Raw genomic sequence first — 15,252 nt, forward strand, 5'->3', positions numbered from 1 at the left:
GTACGCCTTCAGCACCGACTTGTTCAGCGTCCCCATCATCCCGGCACTCGCCTCGATACCGATGATCTTCCCGCCGAACTCCTTGCCCCGGCCCTTCAGGTCCGCCAGCGAGTCGACACCCTTCACATAGGAGGGGACCGTCAGCTCCAACGACGTCGGCCCGTACCAGGCGCCCAGGTCGTCGAGCTGGGAGCTGTACTTGTCCCAGTACGCCTTGTGCGTGGTCGGCAGCCAGGCGTCGGTCTGGAAGTCGATGTCGCCGCGGGCCACGCCCGAGTAGAGCGGGCCGGGGTCGAGCTGCTTGACGTCGGTCTCGTAGCCGCGCTGTTCCAGGAGCTCCTTCCACAGGTACGTGGTGGCGGTGCCCTCGTCCCAGGGGATGTAGCCGATGTTGATCTTCTTGCCCTGTCCGACGTCCGTGCCGGCCGCGGCCTCCTGGCTGCTCCCTGAGCCGGCCAGGTTCATGCCGCCCGCGACGAGCGCGAGGATCACGACGCCGATGACCGCCACCGCGCCGCCCGGCTTGTAGTGCGCGAGCTTGAAGCGGCCCGCGGCGGCGACGGCGGCCTTGGCCGCGGCCCGGCGGCCGAGCGGGGAGACCCGCTGGCCCAGCGCTCCGGTCATACGGTCCAGGTACATCGCGAGGATGACCACGGCCACACCGCTCTCGGCGGCCAGGCCGACCTTGAGCTGGGTGATGGCGGAGTAGACCTGCTCGCCGAGGCCACCGGCGCCGGCCATACCGCCGATGACCACCATCGACAGGGCCAGCATGATGACCTGGTTGACACCGGCCATGATCGTCGGCAGCGCGAGCGGCAGCTGGACGCGTGCCAGGGTGCTGCGCGGGCTGGTGCCGAACGCCTCGGCGGCCTCGATCAGTTCGCCGTCCACCTGCCGGATGCCCAGCTCGGTCATGCGGACGCCCGGGGGCATGGCGAAGATGATCGTCGCGAGGAGACCGGGGGTGGTGCCGACGCCGAAGAACATGACGCCGGGGATGAGGTAGATGAAGGCCGGCATCGTCTGCATGACGTCGAGCACGGGCCGCAGCTGGGCGCTGACCCGCTCGCTGCGGGCGGCCCAGATGCCGAGCGGCACCGCGAACACGATGGTGATGACCGAGGCGACGAGGACGAGCGAGAGCGTGTCCATCGCGTCGTCCCACAGCCCGAGCGAATCGATCAGGGCGAGGCCGACGAAGGCCAGGGCGCCGGGCAGCAGTCCGCGCAGCCAGCACGCGATCACCGCGAGGACACCGGCCATCAGAAGCGGCTCGCCGCCTCCGAGGACGGCGTCGACGGCGTCGTACATGCCGCCGAGCACGGTGTTGACGATGTCGAACACCCAGGTCAGATGGGACTGGAGCCAGCCCACCAGGTCTTCGATCCAGTTGCCGAAGTGGAGCCTAGGCATTGGCGATCACCTTCCCGTCGCGGGTGCCGCGCGGGTTGTCGCAGGGGCCGGGCTCGCCCTGCTGGTCGCCGAGGAAGCCGACCAGGCGTTGTCTGGGTACGCGACCGACGAGTTTCCCGTCCGCGTCGAGGACGGCCACGGGGTGCGTGAGGCGGGCGCTGATCGCGCAGAGTTCGGTGACCGGGGTGTCCGTCGTCGCGGTCTCGCAGCCGCAGGTGACCTCGTCACCGGCGATGTCGTCGTCCATGACGGCCTCCGCGGTCAGCACGCGGGAGCGGTCGACGTCCTGGATGAAGGAGGCGACGTAGTCGTTGGCCGGGCGCAGGAGGATGTCCTGGGCCGTGCCGGTCTGGACGATACGGCCGTCCCGCATGACCGCGATGCGGTCGCCCAGGCGCATGGCCTCGTTGAGGTCATGGGTGATGAAGACGATCGTCTTCTTCAGGGTCTGCTGGAGCTGGAGCAGCTGGTCCTGCATGTCCCGGCGGATCAGCGGGTCGAGCGCGCTGAAGGACTCGTCCATGAGGAGCAGGTCGGCGTCGGTGGCGAGGGCGCGGGCGAGGCCCACGCGCTGCTGCATGCCGCCGGACAGTTCGTCGGGCCAGGACTTCTCCCAGCCGGCCAGTCCGGACAGGGCCAGCGCCTCGCCGGCGCGCTTCTCGCGCTCGGCGCGGGGCACGCCCTGCACGGCCAGGCCGTAGGCGGCGTTCTCCAGCACGCTGCGGTGCGGGAAGAGCGCGAAGTGCTGGAAGACCATGCTGATCTTGTGCGCGCGGACCTGGCGCAGCTCGCGGTCGCCGATCGCGGTCAGGTCCTGGCCGTCGAAGCGGACGTGACCCGCGGTCGGCTCCAGGAGCCCGTTGAGCATGCGCAGCAGGGTGGACTTGCCGGATCCGGACAGGCCCATCACGACGAAGATCTGGCCCGGTTCCACGGTGAAGGAGGCGTCGATCACGGCGGCGGTGGTGCCGTCGGCGCGCAGTTCCTCCCGGTCGGCGCCTTGGCGGAGCCGTTCGACGGCCTCGTCCGGTCGTCTGCCGAACACCTTGTAGAGATGTTCGGCCTCAAGCCTGGATGACACGGGTACCTCTTGTCTCGACGGCCAATGAACCGGAACGACGGCGCAGCAGTTGAATGCGCAAGAGTTGAATCCGCAAGCGCGTCGCTCCCGGGGCCGCGCCTGCCCTCGTTTTCCGGACACAAACGCACAAGTGGTCCAGGCCACAGGCATGGGCCCCCGGCAACGCGATGCGCACCGTCCGGCCACTGTCAGTGCCGTACGGCATGATGCGTGGCGTGACCGGACGACTGATGCTCCTCGACACCGCCTCGCTGTACTTCCGCGCCTATTTCGGCGTCCCGGACTCCGTGAAGGCCCCGGACGGCACGCCGGTGAACGCCGTGCGCGGGCTCCTCGACTTCATCGACCGCCTGGTCAAGGACCACCGCCCGGATGCGCTGGTGGCCTGCATGGACGCCGACTGGCGACCGCAGTGGCGGGTCGACCTGATCCCCTCCTACAAGGCGCATCGCGTCGCCGAGGAGCACGAGGTGGGGCCGGACGAGGAGGAGGTGCCCGACACGCTGTCCCCGCAGGTGCCGGTCATCGAGGCCGTCCTGGACGCCCTCGGCATCGCGCGGGTGGGGGTCGAGGGATACGAGGCGGACGACGTCATCGGCACGTTCACCGGGCGGGCGAAGGGCCCGGTCGACATCGTCACCGGCGACCGCGACCTGTACCAGCTGGTGGACGACGCGCGCGGGGTGCGGGTGCTGTATCCGCTCAAGGGCGTGGGCACTCTCCAGCTCACCGACGAGGCGTGGCTGCGCGAGAAGTACGGCGTCGACGGCCGTGGGTACGCCGATCTGGCGCTGCTGCGCGGCGACCCGAGCGACGGACTGCCGGGCGTGCCCGGCATCGGCGAGAAGACGGCCGCGAAGCTGCTGGCCGAGTTCGGCGACCTGGCCGGGATCATGGCGGCGGTCGACGACCCCAAGGCGAAGCTCACGCCCTCGCAGCGCAAGCGGCTCGACGAGTCGCGGGCGTACGTCGCCGTCGCGCCCACGGTGGTGCGGGTCGCGGGCGATGTTCCACTGCCCGACGTGGACACGACGCTGCCGCGGACGCCCCGGGATCCGGCGGGGCTGGACGAGCTGGCGATGCGGTGGGGGCTGGGCGGGTCGCTACAGCGGCTGCTGGCGACACTGGGGGCGTGAAGGGCGCGACAGGCGCACAGGGCCGGCGGGGCGGGTGAATGCGGATCATCGCGCGGGGAATTCGGACCTTGCGCGCGACATGCGCCCGTTCATGAACGAGTCGTAGCGGCATTCTCCGGGACGAGGTGCTAACTTAGGTAAACCTAAGCTTGGAACGAGGGAGGCCAGTGATGGCACTACGCCCTGCCCGCAAGCCGCGGAAGCCCCACTCCGCGCAGGTCATCCGTACCGAACGGCTGACCCCGCACATGCAGCGTGTGGTGCTGGGTGGCGAGGGGCTCGCCGACTTCGCGGCGGACACCTGCACGGACCACTACGTGAAGATGCTGTTCTCCCCCGAGGGCGTGAGCTATCCCGAGCCCTTCGACCTGGAGCGCATCCGCGAGGAGCTGCCGCGCGAGCAGTGGCCGGTGACGCGGACGTACACCGTGCGAGCGTGGGACCCCGAGCACCGTGAGCTCACGCTGGACTTCGTGCTGCACGGCGACGAGGGCCTGGCCGGCCCGTGGGCGATGCGCGCCCAGCCCGGCGAGACCGTGCGTTTCACGGGCCCCGGCGGCGCCTACGCCCCCGACCCGGACGCCGACTGGCATCTGCTCGTCGGTGACGAGAGCGCGCTGCCCGCGATCGCCCGCTCCCTGGAGTCGCTGCCCGACAGCGCCACGGCCTACGCCTTCGTGGAGATCGCGGGCCCCGAGGAGGAGCAGAAGATCGACTCCGACGTCGAGGTCATCTGGCTGCACCGCGGCGCCCGCCCCGTCGGCGAGGCGCTGGTCGAGGCCGTCCGCGCGCTGGAGTTCCCGGAGGGCCGGGTGCACGCCTTCGTGCACGGCGAGGCCCACTTCGTGAAGGAGCTGCGCCAGCTGCTGCGGGTCGAGCGCGGCATGGCCCGCGAGGACCTGTCGATCTCCGGCTACTGGCGGCTCGGCCACGACGAGGACGGCTGGCAGGCCTCCAAGCGGGACTGGAACGCACGGATCGAGGCGGAGCAGGAGGGGACGGCACCGGCCGCGTAGCGCCCGTCCCTGTGTGAATGCTTCGAGGGGCGGCACCTTTCCAGGTGCCGCCCCTCCGCCATGCCCGTGCCCATGTCACCCCGGCGGCGCCCGCCCCGGGTCAGTCGCCCTGCACGCGCGCGTGCAGGTGCATGTCGTGCCAGCCGTCCTGGTGGAGGAGAGCGCTGCGCTTGGTGCCCTCCAGGGCGAAGCCGGTCTTGGTGGCGACACGGCAGGAGGCCGTGTTGGCGACGGCGTGCAGGAGTTCGAGGCGGTGGAGGCCGATGTCGTGGAGCGCCCAGCGGGTCAGGGTGGTCGTGGCGCGTACGGCGACACCCTTCCCGCGGGCCGCCGCTGCGGTCCAGTAGGCGACCTCGGCCGTGCCGTCGGCGAGTTGGATCTCGCGCAGGGCAACACGCCCCAGCAGGCGGTCGGTATCGGACTCGACGACGGCCCACTGAGCGGCCCGCTCCCCCGCCCAGGCCCGCTGCCACTCCTCGATCCAGCCGCCCACCTCGGCCACGGAGTCGGCTGCCCGGACATGCCACTGGTGGAGGACCGGGTCCTGGAAGATCTCGTGGACGGCGGGCGCGTCCTCGGCCAGCCAAGGGCGCAGGAGGAGGCCGTCGCCGGTGGGGAGGGTGGGCTGCGGGGTGCCGGCGAGGGCGCCGGCCGGGACGACGGGGCTGGTCAGATCAGGCATGGTGCGCATCCTGCCAACGCACTGACGACCCGCCCAACGGGTTTTCCGCCGCCGTACGCTTGATCGTGATGAGACGCCGTACGCCGCCCCCGCCCTCTCCCCTGCCGCAGCGCGACGGGGTCGACGCCGTGCGGGTGCGGCTTCCCTTCGAGGGGGCGTGGGCCACCGTGCGGGAGCATCTGGTGGAGCGGCTCACGGGGGCGGGGCCCGGTGTCGTCACGGGGATGTTCGACGCGGGGCTGGTCGTCGGGGCGGACGGGAAGCCGGTGCCGCCCGACGCGGCGTATGTGCCGGGGATGTTCGTGTGGTTCCACCGGGAGCTGCCCGCCGAGGTGCGGGTTCCGTTCACGGTGGACGTCGTGTATCGCGACGAGCACATCGTCGTCGCCGACAAGCCGCACTTCCTGGCCACGACCCCGCGCGGCGGCCATGTCACCGAGACCGCGCTGGCCCGGCTGCGCCGGGAACTGGGCGTCCCCGCGCTGAGCTCCGCGCACCGGCTCGACCGGCTCACCGCCGGGCTGGTGCTGTTCACGGTGCGGCCCGAGGAACGCGGCGCGTATCAGACGCTGTTCCGCGACCGGCTGGTGCACAAGGAGTACGAGGCCGTCGCGCCGTACGATCCCGCGCTCGCCCTGCCCCGGACCGTGCGCAGCCGCATCGTGAAGGAGCGCGGGGTGCTCGCGGCCCGGGAGGTCGAGGGTGAGCCGAACGCCGTCACGCGGGTCGAGGTCGTCGAGCGGCGCGCCGACGGACTCGCCCGGTACCGGCTGGTGCCCTCGACCGGGCAGACCCATCAGCTGCGGGTCCATATGAACGCCCTCGGGGTGCCGATCCTCGGCGACCCGCTGTACCCGGAGGTGACCGCCCCCGTCCCGGCCGGCGACTTCCGGCGCCCGCTCCAACTTCTGGCGCGGGCACTGGAGTTCACCGATCCGGTGACGGGGACGGCACATCGGTTCCGCAGCGCGAGGGCCCTGGATGCCTGGGTCTCGTACTCCGGGTGGGCGGCTCCGCGGCCGCCCCGCACGGAGTCGGCTCAGTCTCAGTAACCCCGCCACCACACCAGGAAACGCCGCCAGGCCCCCTTCGGCCGGACCGGTTCCGGCGTCGGCAACGGCTGCTGCGCCGCGGGCTGCTGGGGTGCGGCCGACTGAGGTGCGGGAGCGGGGGCCGGCTGCGCCTGGGGCGTGCCCACCTGCCAGGTGGCGCGCTGGGGCGGGACCGGGGCGCGGCCCGGCTTCTGCATCACGTCCTGCGGGGGCTTGGGCGCGAAGCGGACCGGCATCTCCACCAGGTGGCTGGAGGCGATCGACCCCCGCCACTCCAACTCGTCCTCGTCGCAGTCGAGTTCGACGTCGGGCAGTCGCATCAGGAGCGCGTCGACGCCGACTTCGGCGATCGCACGGCCGATGTCGGCGCCCGGGCACTCGTGCGGCCCGCCGCCGAAGGCGAGGTGGGAACGGTTGCCCATCATGTTGGCGGCCAGGTCGGGACGTACCCGCGGATCGACATTGCCCGGGGCCGGGGCGAAGAGCAGCCCGTCGCCCTTGCGGATGCGCTGACCGCCCAACTCCGTGTCCTGCTTGGCGAAGTAGGCGAAGACGGTGCTGAACGGCGGCTCGTCCCACAGGGACTGCTCCACCGCCTGCGGAACCGTCATCTGGCCGCCGCTGAGCTGGGCGCGGAACCGCGGGTCGGTGAGGACCACGCGCAGCACGTTGGCGAGGAGGTTGGCGGTGGCCTCGTAGGCGGCGATGAGCACGACCCGCAGGTGCTGGCCGATCTCGTCGTCGGTGAGCCGGGCCGGGTGGTTGATCAGGTGGGTCGCGAAGTCCTCCTCGGGCCTGGCCCGGCGCTTGGCCGTGAGCCGCATCAGCGCGTCCATGATGTACGCGTTGCTGGCGATGGCGGTCTCGGTGCCCTTGAGCATGTCGCGGGCGGCCTCGACGATACGGTCGTTGTACTCGTCGGGCATGCCGAGGATCTCGCACATCACGGCCATCGGCAGATGCTCGGAGAACTGCGCGACCAGGTCGGCGCGGCCCTCCTCGCAGAACCGGTTGACGAGGCGCTGCGTGGAGCGGTTGATGTGGCGGCGCATACCGCGGTGGTCGATGGTGGACATGGCGCCGGTGACCGCGCCACGCAGCCGCAGGTGCTCGTCGCCCTCGGCGTGGGAGCAGATCGGCTGCCAGGCGATGTGCGGCATCAGCGGGTGGTCGGGCTTGACCATGCCCTCCAGGAGCGGGGTCCAGATACGGCTGTCCCGGCAGAACTGCGAGGGCGTACGCACCATGTGCAGGTTCTCGGTGTGACCGAGGACCACCCACATCGGCACGTCCTCGTGCAGCAGCACGGGCGCCACCTGGCCGTGCTGCTCACGCAGTTGCTCGTACAGCTCGCTCAGGTCCTCCGCCTCGTGGAGCCGGTGCAGTCCCCCGGGGCCGAGTCCGAGTCCATGGGCGGGGCAGCCGGGCGGCGGGGTGAAGGGGTCGTGCGTACCGGTCGGGGAATGGGAGTCAGGCGTCACAGTGGTCGCTCCGAAGTGGATCCGGTGTCTGGGGAGTCAGGACGGATGCGGGTGCAGGGGATACGGGAGCCAGGCGATACGGGGCCAGGCGATACGGGGATGCAGGGGTCGCAGGAGGCCCGGGGGTGGTGGGACCGCTGCGGCGATCGGGCCCTACCTGAGCGCTCCCGACATGGCGAGCGAGTGCAGGAAGCGCATCAGGGTCATCAGGACGTCACGGCTGGAGGCCCGGCGGCGTACGTCGCACTCGACGATGGGGATCTCCGGGTCCAGGTCGAGCGCCGTGCGCAGGTCCTCGACGGGGTAACGGGGCGCGTCGGGGAAGGAGTTGACGGCGACGACGAACGGCACGCCGCGCTCTTCGAGTCGCCCTATGACGTCGAAGCTGACTTCGAGCCGGCGGGTGTCGATCAGCACGACCGCGCCGAGCGCGCCCTCGAACAACCCGTTCCACAGGAACCAGAAGCGCTCCTGGCCGGGGGTGCCGAAGAGGTAAAGCACAAGCTCGTCGGTGATGCTGATGCGGCCGAAGTCCATGGCCACGGTGGTGGCCGTCTTGGAGTCCGAGCCGAAGTTGTCGTCGACACCGATGCCGGCCTGCGTCATGGTCTCTTCGGTGGTCAGCGGCCTGATCTCGCTGACCGAGCCGACCATGGTCGTCTTGCCGACCCCGAAGCCGCCCACGATCACGATCTTGACCGCGGCCTCGGCCGTGTGCGGCAGCTGGTCCTCGGTCCGTGGACCGGGGATGGTGTCAGAGCCTTTGAAGTCCATGCATCACCGCTTCGAGAAGGGAACGGTCGGCGACGGCCTGGCGCACGATCGGGTCGCGCGCCGTCACCAGTTCGGCCGTCAGCATGTCGGTGAGCAGGACCGTCATCGTGCTGAACGGCAGGTTGAGATAGGCCGAGAGCTCGGCCACGGACAGGGGGGACGTGCAGAGCCGGAGCAGCGCCGTCTGCTCGGGCGCGGCGGAGGGCGGTGGTTCGGCGCTCGCCACGATTAAGGTGACGAGGTCGAGCTCGGCGCGCTCGCCGTCCTTTCCGGCCACCACGAAGAGCCGTTCCGGGTTCTTCTTCTCCCCTGGCTTCTCGCCCGGCTTCTCCCTCGGCCGGGGCGACTGCGGGGGCCGCTGTTCGGTCGGATGTCGCCGCTGGCGTTGCGGAGGAGTCATACGGTCTGCCCGTTGCGCCGGGGCGGACTGGTGAGATGGGCACCGATCCGGGCGACGAGGTCGGACATGCGGTTGCTCATCATTCCGGGTTCGGCGAACGTGTCGGAGAGCACAGCGAGATAGGCGTTGGCACCGGCTGCCATCAGATAGAAGTAGCCGCCGTTGATCTCGATGAGGACCATCTTCATCTTGCCGTCGCTGTTGGGAATCTCGGAGGCGACGGCGGCCGCCAGGCTCTGCAGCCCGGCGCAGGCCGCGGCGACGCGGTCGGCGGTGTCCGGGTCACCGCCGTAGCGGGCGATGCGCAGTCCGTCGGCGGAGAGCACGACGATCATCTCGATGCCCGGTACGCCGTCGTGGAGCTCCTTGAGCATCCAGTCGAAGTTGGCGCGCTGCTGGATCACTTGAGGTCCCCCTCGTCATCGGCCTCGGGGCGGGCCGGTTGGGCGGGTCGGGTTCGCGGCTTGAGTGTGAGCGGGTCTGGCTTGTCCTTGAGTCCGTTCCAGAACGCCTCGACCCACGCACCGGGGGCGGGCTCGTCCTTCGCCGGCTCGGGCTCGGGTTCGGGCCTGGTCGTGGACCAGACGGTCGGCCTGCCCTCCCGTTCGGCCTGCTCGATGGCCGCCTGCTCGGCGATCCGCTTGCTGAGCGGGGTCTTGACCCGGCTGCGGCGCTGTGGCAGCCCGTTGGCGGTCCATTCGGTGACCACCGGGACGTCGTCTTCCATCGAGACCGTGGCGGGGATCTTCGGGCTGGTGGGGCGGCGCTTCTTGGGGGTGCGCTTGGGGCCTTCGAGCGCACCGGGTCCGAGCTTGGGCGCCGCCGCGGCACCGATGCCGTGGGCGTATCCGGGTGCGGCGTCGGTGGTCAGCATCTCGCGCGGGATGATGAGGACCGCGCGGACACCGCCGTATGCGGAGGTGCGCAGGGAGACCTGCATGTTGAACGCCGTGCACAGTCGGCCCACGACGGCCAGGCCGAGGCGCGGGGACTCGCCGAGTTCCTGGAGGTCCGTGCCCTGCTTGGCGCGTTCGAGCATGCCCTCGACCCGGGCGCGGGTTTCCTCGCTGAGGCTGACGCCGGCGTCCTCGATCTCGATCGCGATGCCGGTCTGCACCTCGGTGGCGGTGACGCGTACCTCGGTCTGCGGCGGCGAGTAGCGCGTGGCGTTGTCGAGCAGCTCGGCCGCGGCGTGGATGACCGGCTCGACGGAGATACCGCGCACGTTGACCTGGGCGATGGAGTCCAGCTTGATCCGGCGGTACTCCAGGATCCGGGACATGGCACCGCGCAGCACGCTGTACAGCTGGACGGGGTTGGGCCACTGCCGGCCGGGGCGGCCGCCGCCGAGCACGGAGATGGAGTCGGCGAGACGGCCGATCAGCATGGTGCCGTGGTCGATGCGGAGCAGGTCGTCGAAGACCTCGGGGTTACGGCCGTGGTCCTCCTCCATCTCCCTCAGTTCCGCGGCCTGTTGGTGCACGATCGACTGGACGCGGCGGGCGATGTTGACGAAGGAGCGCTGGGCGGAGTCCCGCAGGGCCCCTTCGTGGTCGATGATGTCGAGCATCGTCTTGACCAAGGCGACCTGTGCCGGGGGGAGTTGGGCATAGGACGGGTCGATCAGGGCGAGATCGCGGATCACCTCATGGGGTGAATTGTCACAGCGCAGCCGGTGGATCGCGGCGGGCGTGATCTCCGTGGCGAGGCGGATCATCTCGTCGTCGTGGGCGGCGATACGCCGTTCCAGATACGCGGTGTGACGGGCGTGCTCGGCCCGCAGATCCCGCAGGGCGTGGCCGCGACGCACCGCCTGGGCCGCTGCCGCCAGTACCAGCAGCATGGCCACGGCACCGCATACGCCGACGGCCGTCCGGGCCGGTTCCGCCACGACGGCGACGGCGGCTCCGGTCGCCGCGGCCATCAGTATCGCCGGTAGCAACAGCGTGCGCGTGTAAGGGAGTTCACCGCGACGAGGCGGGGATTGAACGCTCACCATGTGGGCCCTCTGAAACGAATCGGGTGGGTGTAGGGGGAGCTTGCAGGGGGGTATGTCATGGGTATGTCGGAATCTTCTGCATGATTGGGAACAAGCGCACGATTACACCTCAACTCGGTGCGCTGCGGGCGAGCTTAGTCCGACCGGATCATCGCTGTGTCATATTCAGCAAGCACCTGAAATGGGGCGCGCGGCGGTAGTACGCTCGGCCCCATTTATACGCTCGGATTACTTTCGCACACGGTGCGTTACGGCGTACGGGCGTGCGAAGAGCACTCACCGTGACGGGTGAAGACCCGTGACGAGTGACGATCGGATTCCGGCGGCACAGGCGAAGCAGGCCGACGCAGCCGCTTGGCGGGGATCAGCGAGGGAACGGTCGGGCCTGCCGCGGACGGCAAAAAGAAAGGCAAGGAGGTCGTTGACTCCTTGCCACTCTCAACTTATAGCGCACCAGGGGCCTTGCGGCAAGGCCCCCCTCGTACCGCAGAATCTCCGGCCTAAGGCCAAATACCTGCGGAAACGGGAGTCTTGAGTGCGCGTGGTGTTGTCGACCTACGGGTCGCGGGGGGATGTCGAACCGATGGTCGGGCTCGCGGTGCGGTTGCGGGAGCTCGGCGCGGAGGTGCGGGTGTGCGCTCCGCCCGACGAGGATTTCGCGCGGCGGCTGGCCGGTGTCGACGTGCCGCTGGTGCCGGTCGGCCCGTCGGCGCGTGCGCTGACGAAGGCACCGCCGGCGCCGTCGTCGATGCCCCAGCGCGCGGCCGAGGTGATCGCCGGCCAGCTGGAGGTGATCCCCGCGGCGGCCGAGGGGTGTGACGTGCTGGTGGCGACCGGGATGATACCGGCCGCGGCCGGCGCGCGGACGGTCGCCGAGAAGCTGGGCATCCCCTCCGTGTCGGTGACCTTCCAGCAACTCCAGCTGCCGTCGCCGCACCGCCGGCCGCTGGAGTACCGGGGCCGCCCGTTCCCGCCGGAGGTGACCGACAACCGGGTGCTGTGGGACCTGGACGCCCAGAGCATCAACGCGCTGTTCGGTGAAGCGCTCAACACGAACCGGGCGTCGATCGGCCTGGCCCCGGTGGACGACGTCCGCGACTACGTCTTCGGCGGCCGGCCGTGGTTGGCGACCGACCCGGTCCTGGACCCGCTGCACGAGATGCCGGGCCTCGACGTCGTCCAGACCGGCGCGTGGATCGCGCCCGACGTCCGCCCGCTCCCGGCCGGGCTGGAGGCGTTCCTGGACGCCGGCGCCCCGCCGGTTTACGTGGGCTTCGGCAGCATGCCCCTGCACGCGTCAACGGACGCCGCCCAGGTGGCCATCGACGCGGTGCGCGCGCAGGGCCGCCGCGTCCTCATGTCCCGCGGCTGGGCCGACCTCGCCCTGGTCGACGACCAGGACGACTGCTTCGTCGTGGGCGAGGCCAACCACCAGGCACTGTTCACCCGGGTGGCCGCCGTCATGCACCACGGTGGTGCCGGTACGACGACCACGGCCGCCCGGGCCGGTGCGCCCCAGGTCGTGGTGCCCCAGATGGCGGACCAGCCGTACTGGGCCGGCCGGGTGGCCGACCTGGGCATCGGGGCGGCACACGACGGTCCGACGCCGGCCTTCGCGTCCCTGTCGGCCGCGCTCGAAACGGCCCTGACCCCCGAGACCCACGCGCGGGCGACCGCCGTGGCCGCCTCGATCCGCACCGACGGGGCGGAAGTGGCCGCGAAGCTGGTGCTCGACGCGGTCGCCTGAGGACAGGCCACCCCGCGCCGCGCCCGCGTGCACCACGCGGGCGCGCCCAGGCGCCTCGCGCGACGCAAGGGCGCGATCCCCAAATCCGTAGAGCCCTCAATGGCCGCAGGGCCACTGGGCCACGGAGCCGCATGGCCATAGAACCGCATGGCCACAGAACCGCGAGTCACCACACCGCCACACCGCCGCACCGCAGTGCTGCAGCAAATCGACCGCACCACCTTCGGAGTCGCCGTGAACCCCGTGACCACCAGCGCGTTCGACCTTCCCGACCGCCTCTCCCCCAAGGCCGACCCGACTCTGATCGCCGGCGACGAGCAGCACTTCGCGGCCATCGCGGAGTGCCTCGACCAGTCGATCGCCGAGCTGACGGACCGTCTCGACGCCGCGCGCAGGGCACCCGGCGGCAAAGGGCAGCAGGCCATGGACCGGGACATCGAGGTGCACCGGCTGACAGCGCGTCTGCGTACGCTGCGCCGCTTCGGCCTGGACCTGTGCCTGGGGCACATGGTCGACGCGGACACCGCCGAGTCCGTCTACATCGGTCGACTCGGCCTGACGGACAGCACAGGCCGTCGCCTGCTGCTCGACTGGCGCTCCCCCGCCGCCGAGCCGTTCTTCGGAGCCACCCACGCCAACCCGATGGGGCTGGCGAGCCGCCGTAGATATCGCTGGGCCGACGGCCGGATCAGTGACTACTGGGACGAGGTGTTCACCTCGGACGGGTTCGGCGGGCACCAGGCCGCGCTCGACGACCAGTCCGCCTTCATCGCCAGCCTGGGCAGCGACCGTTCGCCCCGGATGCGGGACGTGCTGGGCACCATCCAGGCCGACCAGGACGCCATCATCCGCGCGGGATCCCGCGGCGCGCTCGTCGTCGACGGCGGCCCGGGCACCGGCAAGACCGTCGTCGCGCTGCACCGCTCCGCCTACCTCCTCCACTCCGACCCGCGCCTCGGGCACCGCCGGGGCGGCGTGCTCTTCGTCGGTCCGCACCGCCCCTACCTGGCGTATGTCTCCGACGTTCTGCCCAGCCTCGGCGAGGAGGGCGTACAGACCTGCATCCTGCGGGACCTCGTCGCCGAGGGCGCCACCGCGACCGTCGAGGCCGATCCGGACGTGGCACGCCTGAAGTCGTCCGCCGACCTGGTGAAGGCGATCGAGAAGGCCGTCCGGTTCTACGAGGAGCCGCCCACCAAGGGCATGACGGTCACGACCCACTGGTCGGATGTCTGGCTGAGCGCCGGCGACTGGGCGGTGGCGTTCGAAGCGGCGGAACCCGGCACCCCGCACAACGAGGCACGTGACCAGGTCTGGGAGGAGTTGCTCACGATCCTGGTGGACAAGCACGAAGGCGACGCCTCTACGCAGGACGGCGAGGTCTCGGCGGACCTGCTGCGCAGGTCGCTGAGGCGGAACAGGGAACTGCTGACGGCCTTCAACCGCGCGTGGCCGCTGCTCGAAGCGGCGGACCTGGTCGGCGATCTGTGGTCGGTACCCGCCTACCTGCGGATGTGCGCGCCCTGGCTCAGCCGCGAGGACGTCCAGCGGCTCCAGCGCACGGACGCCCAGGCCTGGACGGTGTCCGACCTGCCGCTCCTGGACGCGGCACGACAGCGGCTCGGCGACCCGGAGGCGTCCCGGCGCAAGCGCCGCCACGAGGCCACTGTCGCCGCCGAACGCGAGCGCATGGACAGGGTCGTCGACAACCTGCTGGAGGCCCACACCCACGACGACGGCGAAGGCGTCCTGGTCATGCTGCACGGACAGGACATGCGGAACTCCCTGGTCGACGACTCGGCCCTGCCCACCGCCGAGCCTGACCTGCTCGCCGGCCCGTTCGCGCACATCGTCGTCGACGAGGCCCAGGAACTGACCGACGCGGAGTGGCAGATGCTGCTCCTGCGCTGCCCGTCCCGAAGCTTCACCATCGTCGGCGACCGCGCCCAGGCCAGGCAGGGCTTCACGGAGCCATGGCGGGAACGGCTCGAACGGGTCGGGTTCGGCCGCATCGAACTGGCCTCCCTCAGCATCAACTACCGGACACCGGAGGAGATCATGGCGGCGGCCGAGCCGGTCATCCGCACCGCCCTCCCGGACGCGAACGTACCGACCTCCATCCGCAGCAACGGCATCCCCGTCGTCTACGGATCCACCACGGACCTCGCCGCGACCCTCGAGACCTGGCTCGCCACGCACCCCGAGGGGATCGCCTGCGTGATCGGCGACCCCACGTTCCGCCCGACGGACCGGGTCCAGTCACTGGCCCCGGAACTCTCCAAGGGGTTGGAGTTCGACTTGGTGGTCCTCATGAACCCGGAGGAGTTCGGCGAGGGCATCGCGGGCGCGGTGGACCGCTATGTGGCAATGACGCGGGCGACCCAGCAGCTCGTCATCCTGACCCGCACCTCTTGAGATGCGGCGCGTGCACGTCCCCTCAGGGGCGCGGGGCGGTGTCGATTTGCGGC

13 protein-coding genes are annotated in these 15,252 nt (G+C 70.8%); 5 read left to right on the forward strand and 8 right to left on the reverse strand.

Going from position 1 to position 15,252, the window contains the following annotated elements; genetic code table 11:
• Both ADK36_RS08835 and ADK36_RS08840 read right to left on the reverse strand, forming a co-directional pair.
• Nucleotides 1–1,416 (reverse strand): glycine betaine ABC transporter substrate-binding protein (locus tag ADK36_RS08835; protein WP_159391102.1); only part of this gene is annotated, 1,416 nt, incomplete at its 3' end.
• Nucleotides 1,409–2,497, reverse strand: coding sequence for a quaternary amine ABC transporter ATP-binding protein (locus tag ADK36_RS08840; RefSeq protein WP_048584517.1), 1,089 nt, complete (start codon nucleotides 2,495–2,497; stop codon nucleotides 1,409–1,411). The genes ADK36_RS08840 and ADK36_RS08835, both read right to left, overlap by 8 nt.
• A 206-nt stretch (nucleotides 2,498–2,703) precedes the next feature.
• Here ADK36_RS08840 and ADK36_RS08845 point away from each other — a divergent pair, with 206 nt between their 5' ends.
• Together ADK36_RS08845 and ADK36_RS08850 are read left to right on the forward strand one after the other, a co-directional pair.
• Nucleotides 2,704–3,633, forward strand: a complete 930-nt coding sequence (locus ADK36_RS08845; protein ID WP_048584574.1) for a 5'-3' exonuclease — start codon at nucleotides 2,704–2,706, stop codon at nucleotides 3,631–3,633.
• A 170-nt stretch (nucleotides 3,634–3,803) separates the two neighbouring features.
• The gene (locus ADK36_RS08850; protein ID WP_053196943.1) at nucleotides 3,804–4,649 is read left to right on the forward strand and encodes a siderophore-interacting protein; all 846 of its coding nucleotides are present in this window, start codon (nucleotides 3,804–3,806) and stop codon (nucleotides 4,647–4,649) included.
• Between the two features lie 100 nt (nucleotides 4,650–4,749).
• On the opposite strand, the gene ADK36_RS08855 is transcribed toward ADK36_RS08850, so the two are convergent.
• Entirely contained in the window at nucleotides 4,750–5,331 is a 582-nt protein-coding gene (locus ADK36_RS08855; protein ID WP_053196945.1) for a GNAT family N-acetyltransferase, read from the reverse strand.
• A 68-nt stretch (nucleotides 5,332–5,399) separates the two neighbouring features.
• Between ADK36_RS08855 and ADK36_RS08860 the strand changes: the two genes are divergently transcribed.
• A complete protein-coding gene (locus ADK36_RS08860; protein WP_048584520.1) occupies nucleotides 5,400–6,383 on the forward strand; it encodes an RluA family pseudouridine synthase in 984 nt (327 codons plus the stop codon).
• Here ADK36_RS08860 and ADK36_RS08865 read toward each other — a convergent pair.
• The 5 genes from ADK36_RS08865 to ADK36_RS08885 all read right to left on the reverse strand — a co-directional run bounded on the left by ADK36_RS08865 (nucleotide 6,377) and on the right by ADK36_RS08885 (nucleotide 11,037).
• A complete protein-coding gene (locus ADK36_RS08865) occupies nucleotides 6,377–7,864 on the reverse strand; it encodes a cytochrome P450 (protein WP_048584521.1) in 1,488 nt (495 codons plus the stop codon). The genes ADK36_RS08860 and ADK36_RS08865 overlap by 7 nt on opposite strands.
• A gap of 153 nt (nucleotides 7,865–8,017) precedes the next feature.
• Nucleotides 8,018–8,638, reverse strand: a complete 621-nt coding sequence (locus ADK36_RS08870; RefSeq protein WP_048584522.1) for a GTP-binding protein — start codon at nucleotides 8,636–8,638, stop codon at nucleotides 8,018–8,020.
• On the reverse strand, nucleotides 8,619–9,038 hold the full coding sequence (locus ADK36_RS08875) for a DUF742 domain-containing protein (RefSeq protein ID WP_048584523.1): 420 nt from the start codon (nucleotides 9,036–9,038) through the stop codon (nucleotides 8,619–8,621). Before ADK36_RS08875 ends, ADK36_RS08870 begins: the two co-directional genes overlap by 20 nt.
• On the reverse strand, nucleotides 9,035–9,442 hold the full coding sequence (locus ADK36_RS08880; RefSeq protein ID WP_030049419.1) for a roadblock/LC7 domain-containing protein: 408 nt from the start codon (nucleotides 9,440–9,442) through the stop codon (nucleotides 9,035–9,037). The genes ADK36_RS08875 and ADK36_RS08880 overlap by 4 nt, the downstream gene beginning before the upstream one ends.
• The gene (locus ADK36_RS08885) at nucleotides 9,439–11,037 is read right to left on the reverse strand and encodes an ATP-binding protein (protein ID WP_048584524.1); all 1,599 of its coding nucleotides are present in this window, start codon (nucleotides 11,035–11,037) and stop codon (nucleotides 9,439–9,441) included. Before ADK36_RS08885 ends, ADK36_RS08880 begins: the two co-directional genes overlap by 4 nt.
• A 583-nt stretch (nucleotides 11,038–11,620) precedes the next feature.
• On the opposite strand from ADK36_RS08885, the gene ADK36_RS08890 reads away from it, so the two are divergent.
• Nucleotides 11,621–12,784, forward strand: coding sequence for a glycosyltransferase (locus ADK36_RS08890; protein WP_234329726.1), 1,164 nt, complete (start codon nucleotides 11,621–11,623; stop codon nucleotides 12,782–12,784).
• Nucleotides 12,785–13,018: 234 nt separating this feature from the next.
• Complete coding sequence (gene helR, locus ADK36_RS50040; protein ID WP_053196964.1) at nucleotides 13,019–15,199, forward strand: RNA polymerase recycling motor ATPase HelR; 2,181 nt, start codon at nucleotides 13,019–13,021, stop codon at nucleotides 15,197–15,199.
• The last annotated feature ends 53 nt before the right edge of the window (nucleotides 15,200–15,252 follow it).

Source organism: Streptomyces viridochromogenes (genome assembly GCF_001270495.1).
In the GTDB taxonomy this organism is placed as follows: domain Bacteria; phylum Actinomycetota; class Actinomycetes; order Streptomycetales; family Streptomycetaceae; genus Streptomyces; species Streptomyces viridochromogenes_A.

Coding starts and splice junctions, on each gene's coding strand:
- ADK36_RS08845 (WP_048584574.1), top strand. CDS start 2,704: ATGCGTGGCGTGACCGGACGACTGATGCTCCTCGACACCGCCTCGCTG.
- ADK36_RS08850 (WP_053196943.1), top strand. CDS start 3,804: ATGGCACTACGCCCTGCCCGCAAGCCGCGGAAGCCCCACTCCGCGCAG.
- ADK36_RS08855 (WP_053196945.1), bottom strand. CDS start 5,331: ATGCCTGATCTGACCAGCCCCGTCGTCCCGGCCGGCGCCCTCGCCGGC.
- ADK36_RS08860 (WP_048584520.1), top strand. CDS start 5,400: ATGAGACGCCGTACGCCGCCCCCGCCCTCTCCCCTGCCGCAGCGCGAC.
- ADK36_RS08870 (WP_048584522.1), bottom strand. CDS start 8,638: ATGGACTTCAAAGGCTCTGACACCATCCCCGGTCCACGGACCGAGGAC.
- ADK36_RS08875 (WP_048584523.1), bottom strand. CDS start 9,038: ATGACTCCTCCGCAACGCCAGCGGCGACATCCGACCGAACAGCGGCCC.
- ADK36_RS08885 (WP_048584524.1), bottom strand. CDS start 11,037: ATGGTGAGCGTTCAATCCCCGCCTCGTCGCGGTGAACTCCCTTACACG.
- ADK36_RS08890 (WP_234329726.1), top strand. CDS start 11,621: ATGGTCGGGCTCGCGGTGCGGTTGCGGGAGCTCGGCGCGGAGGTGCGG.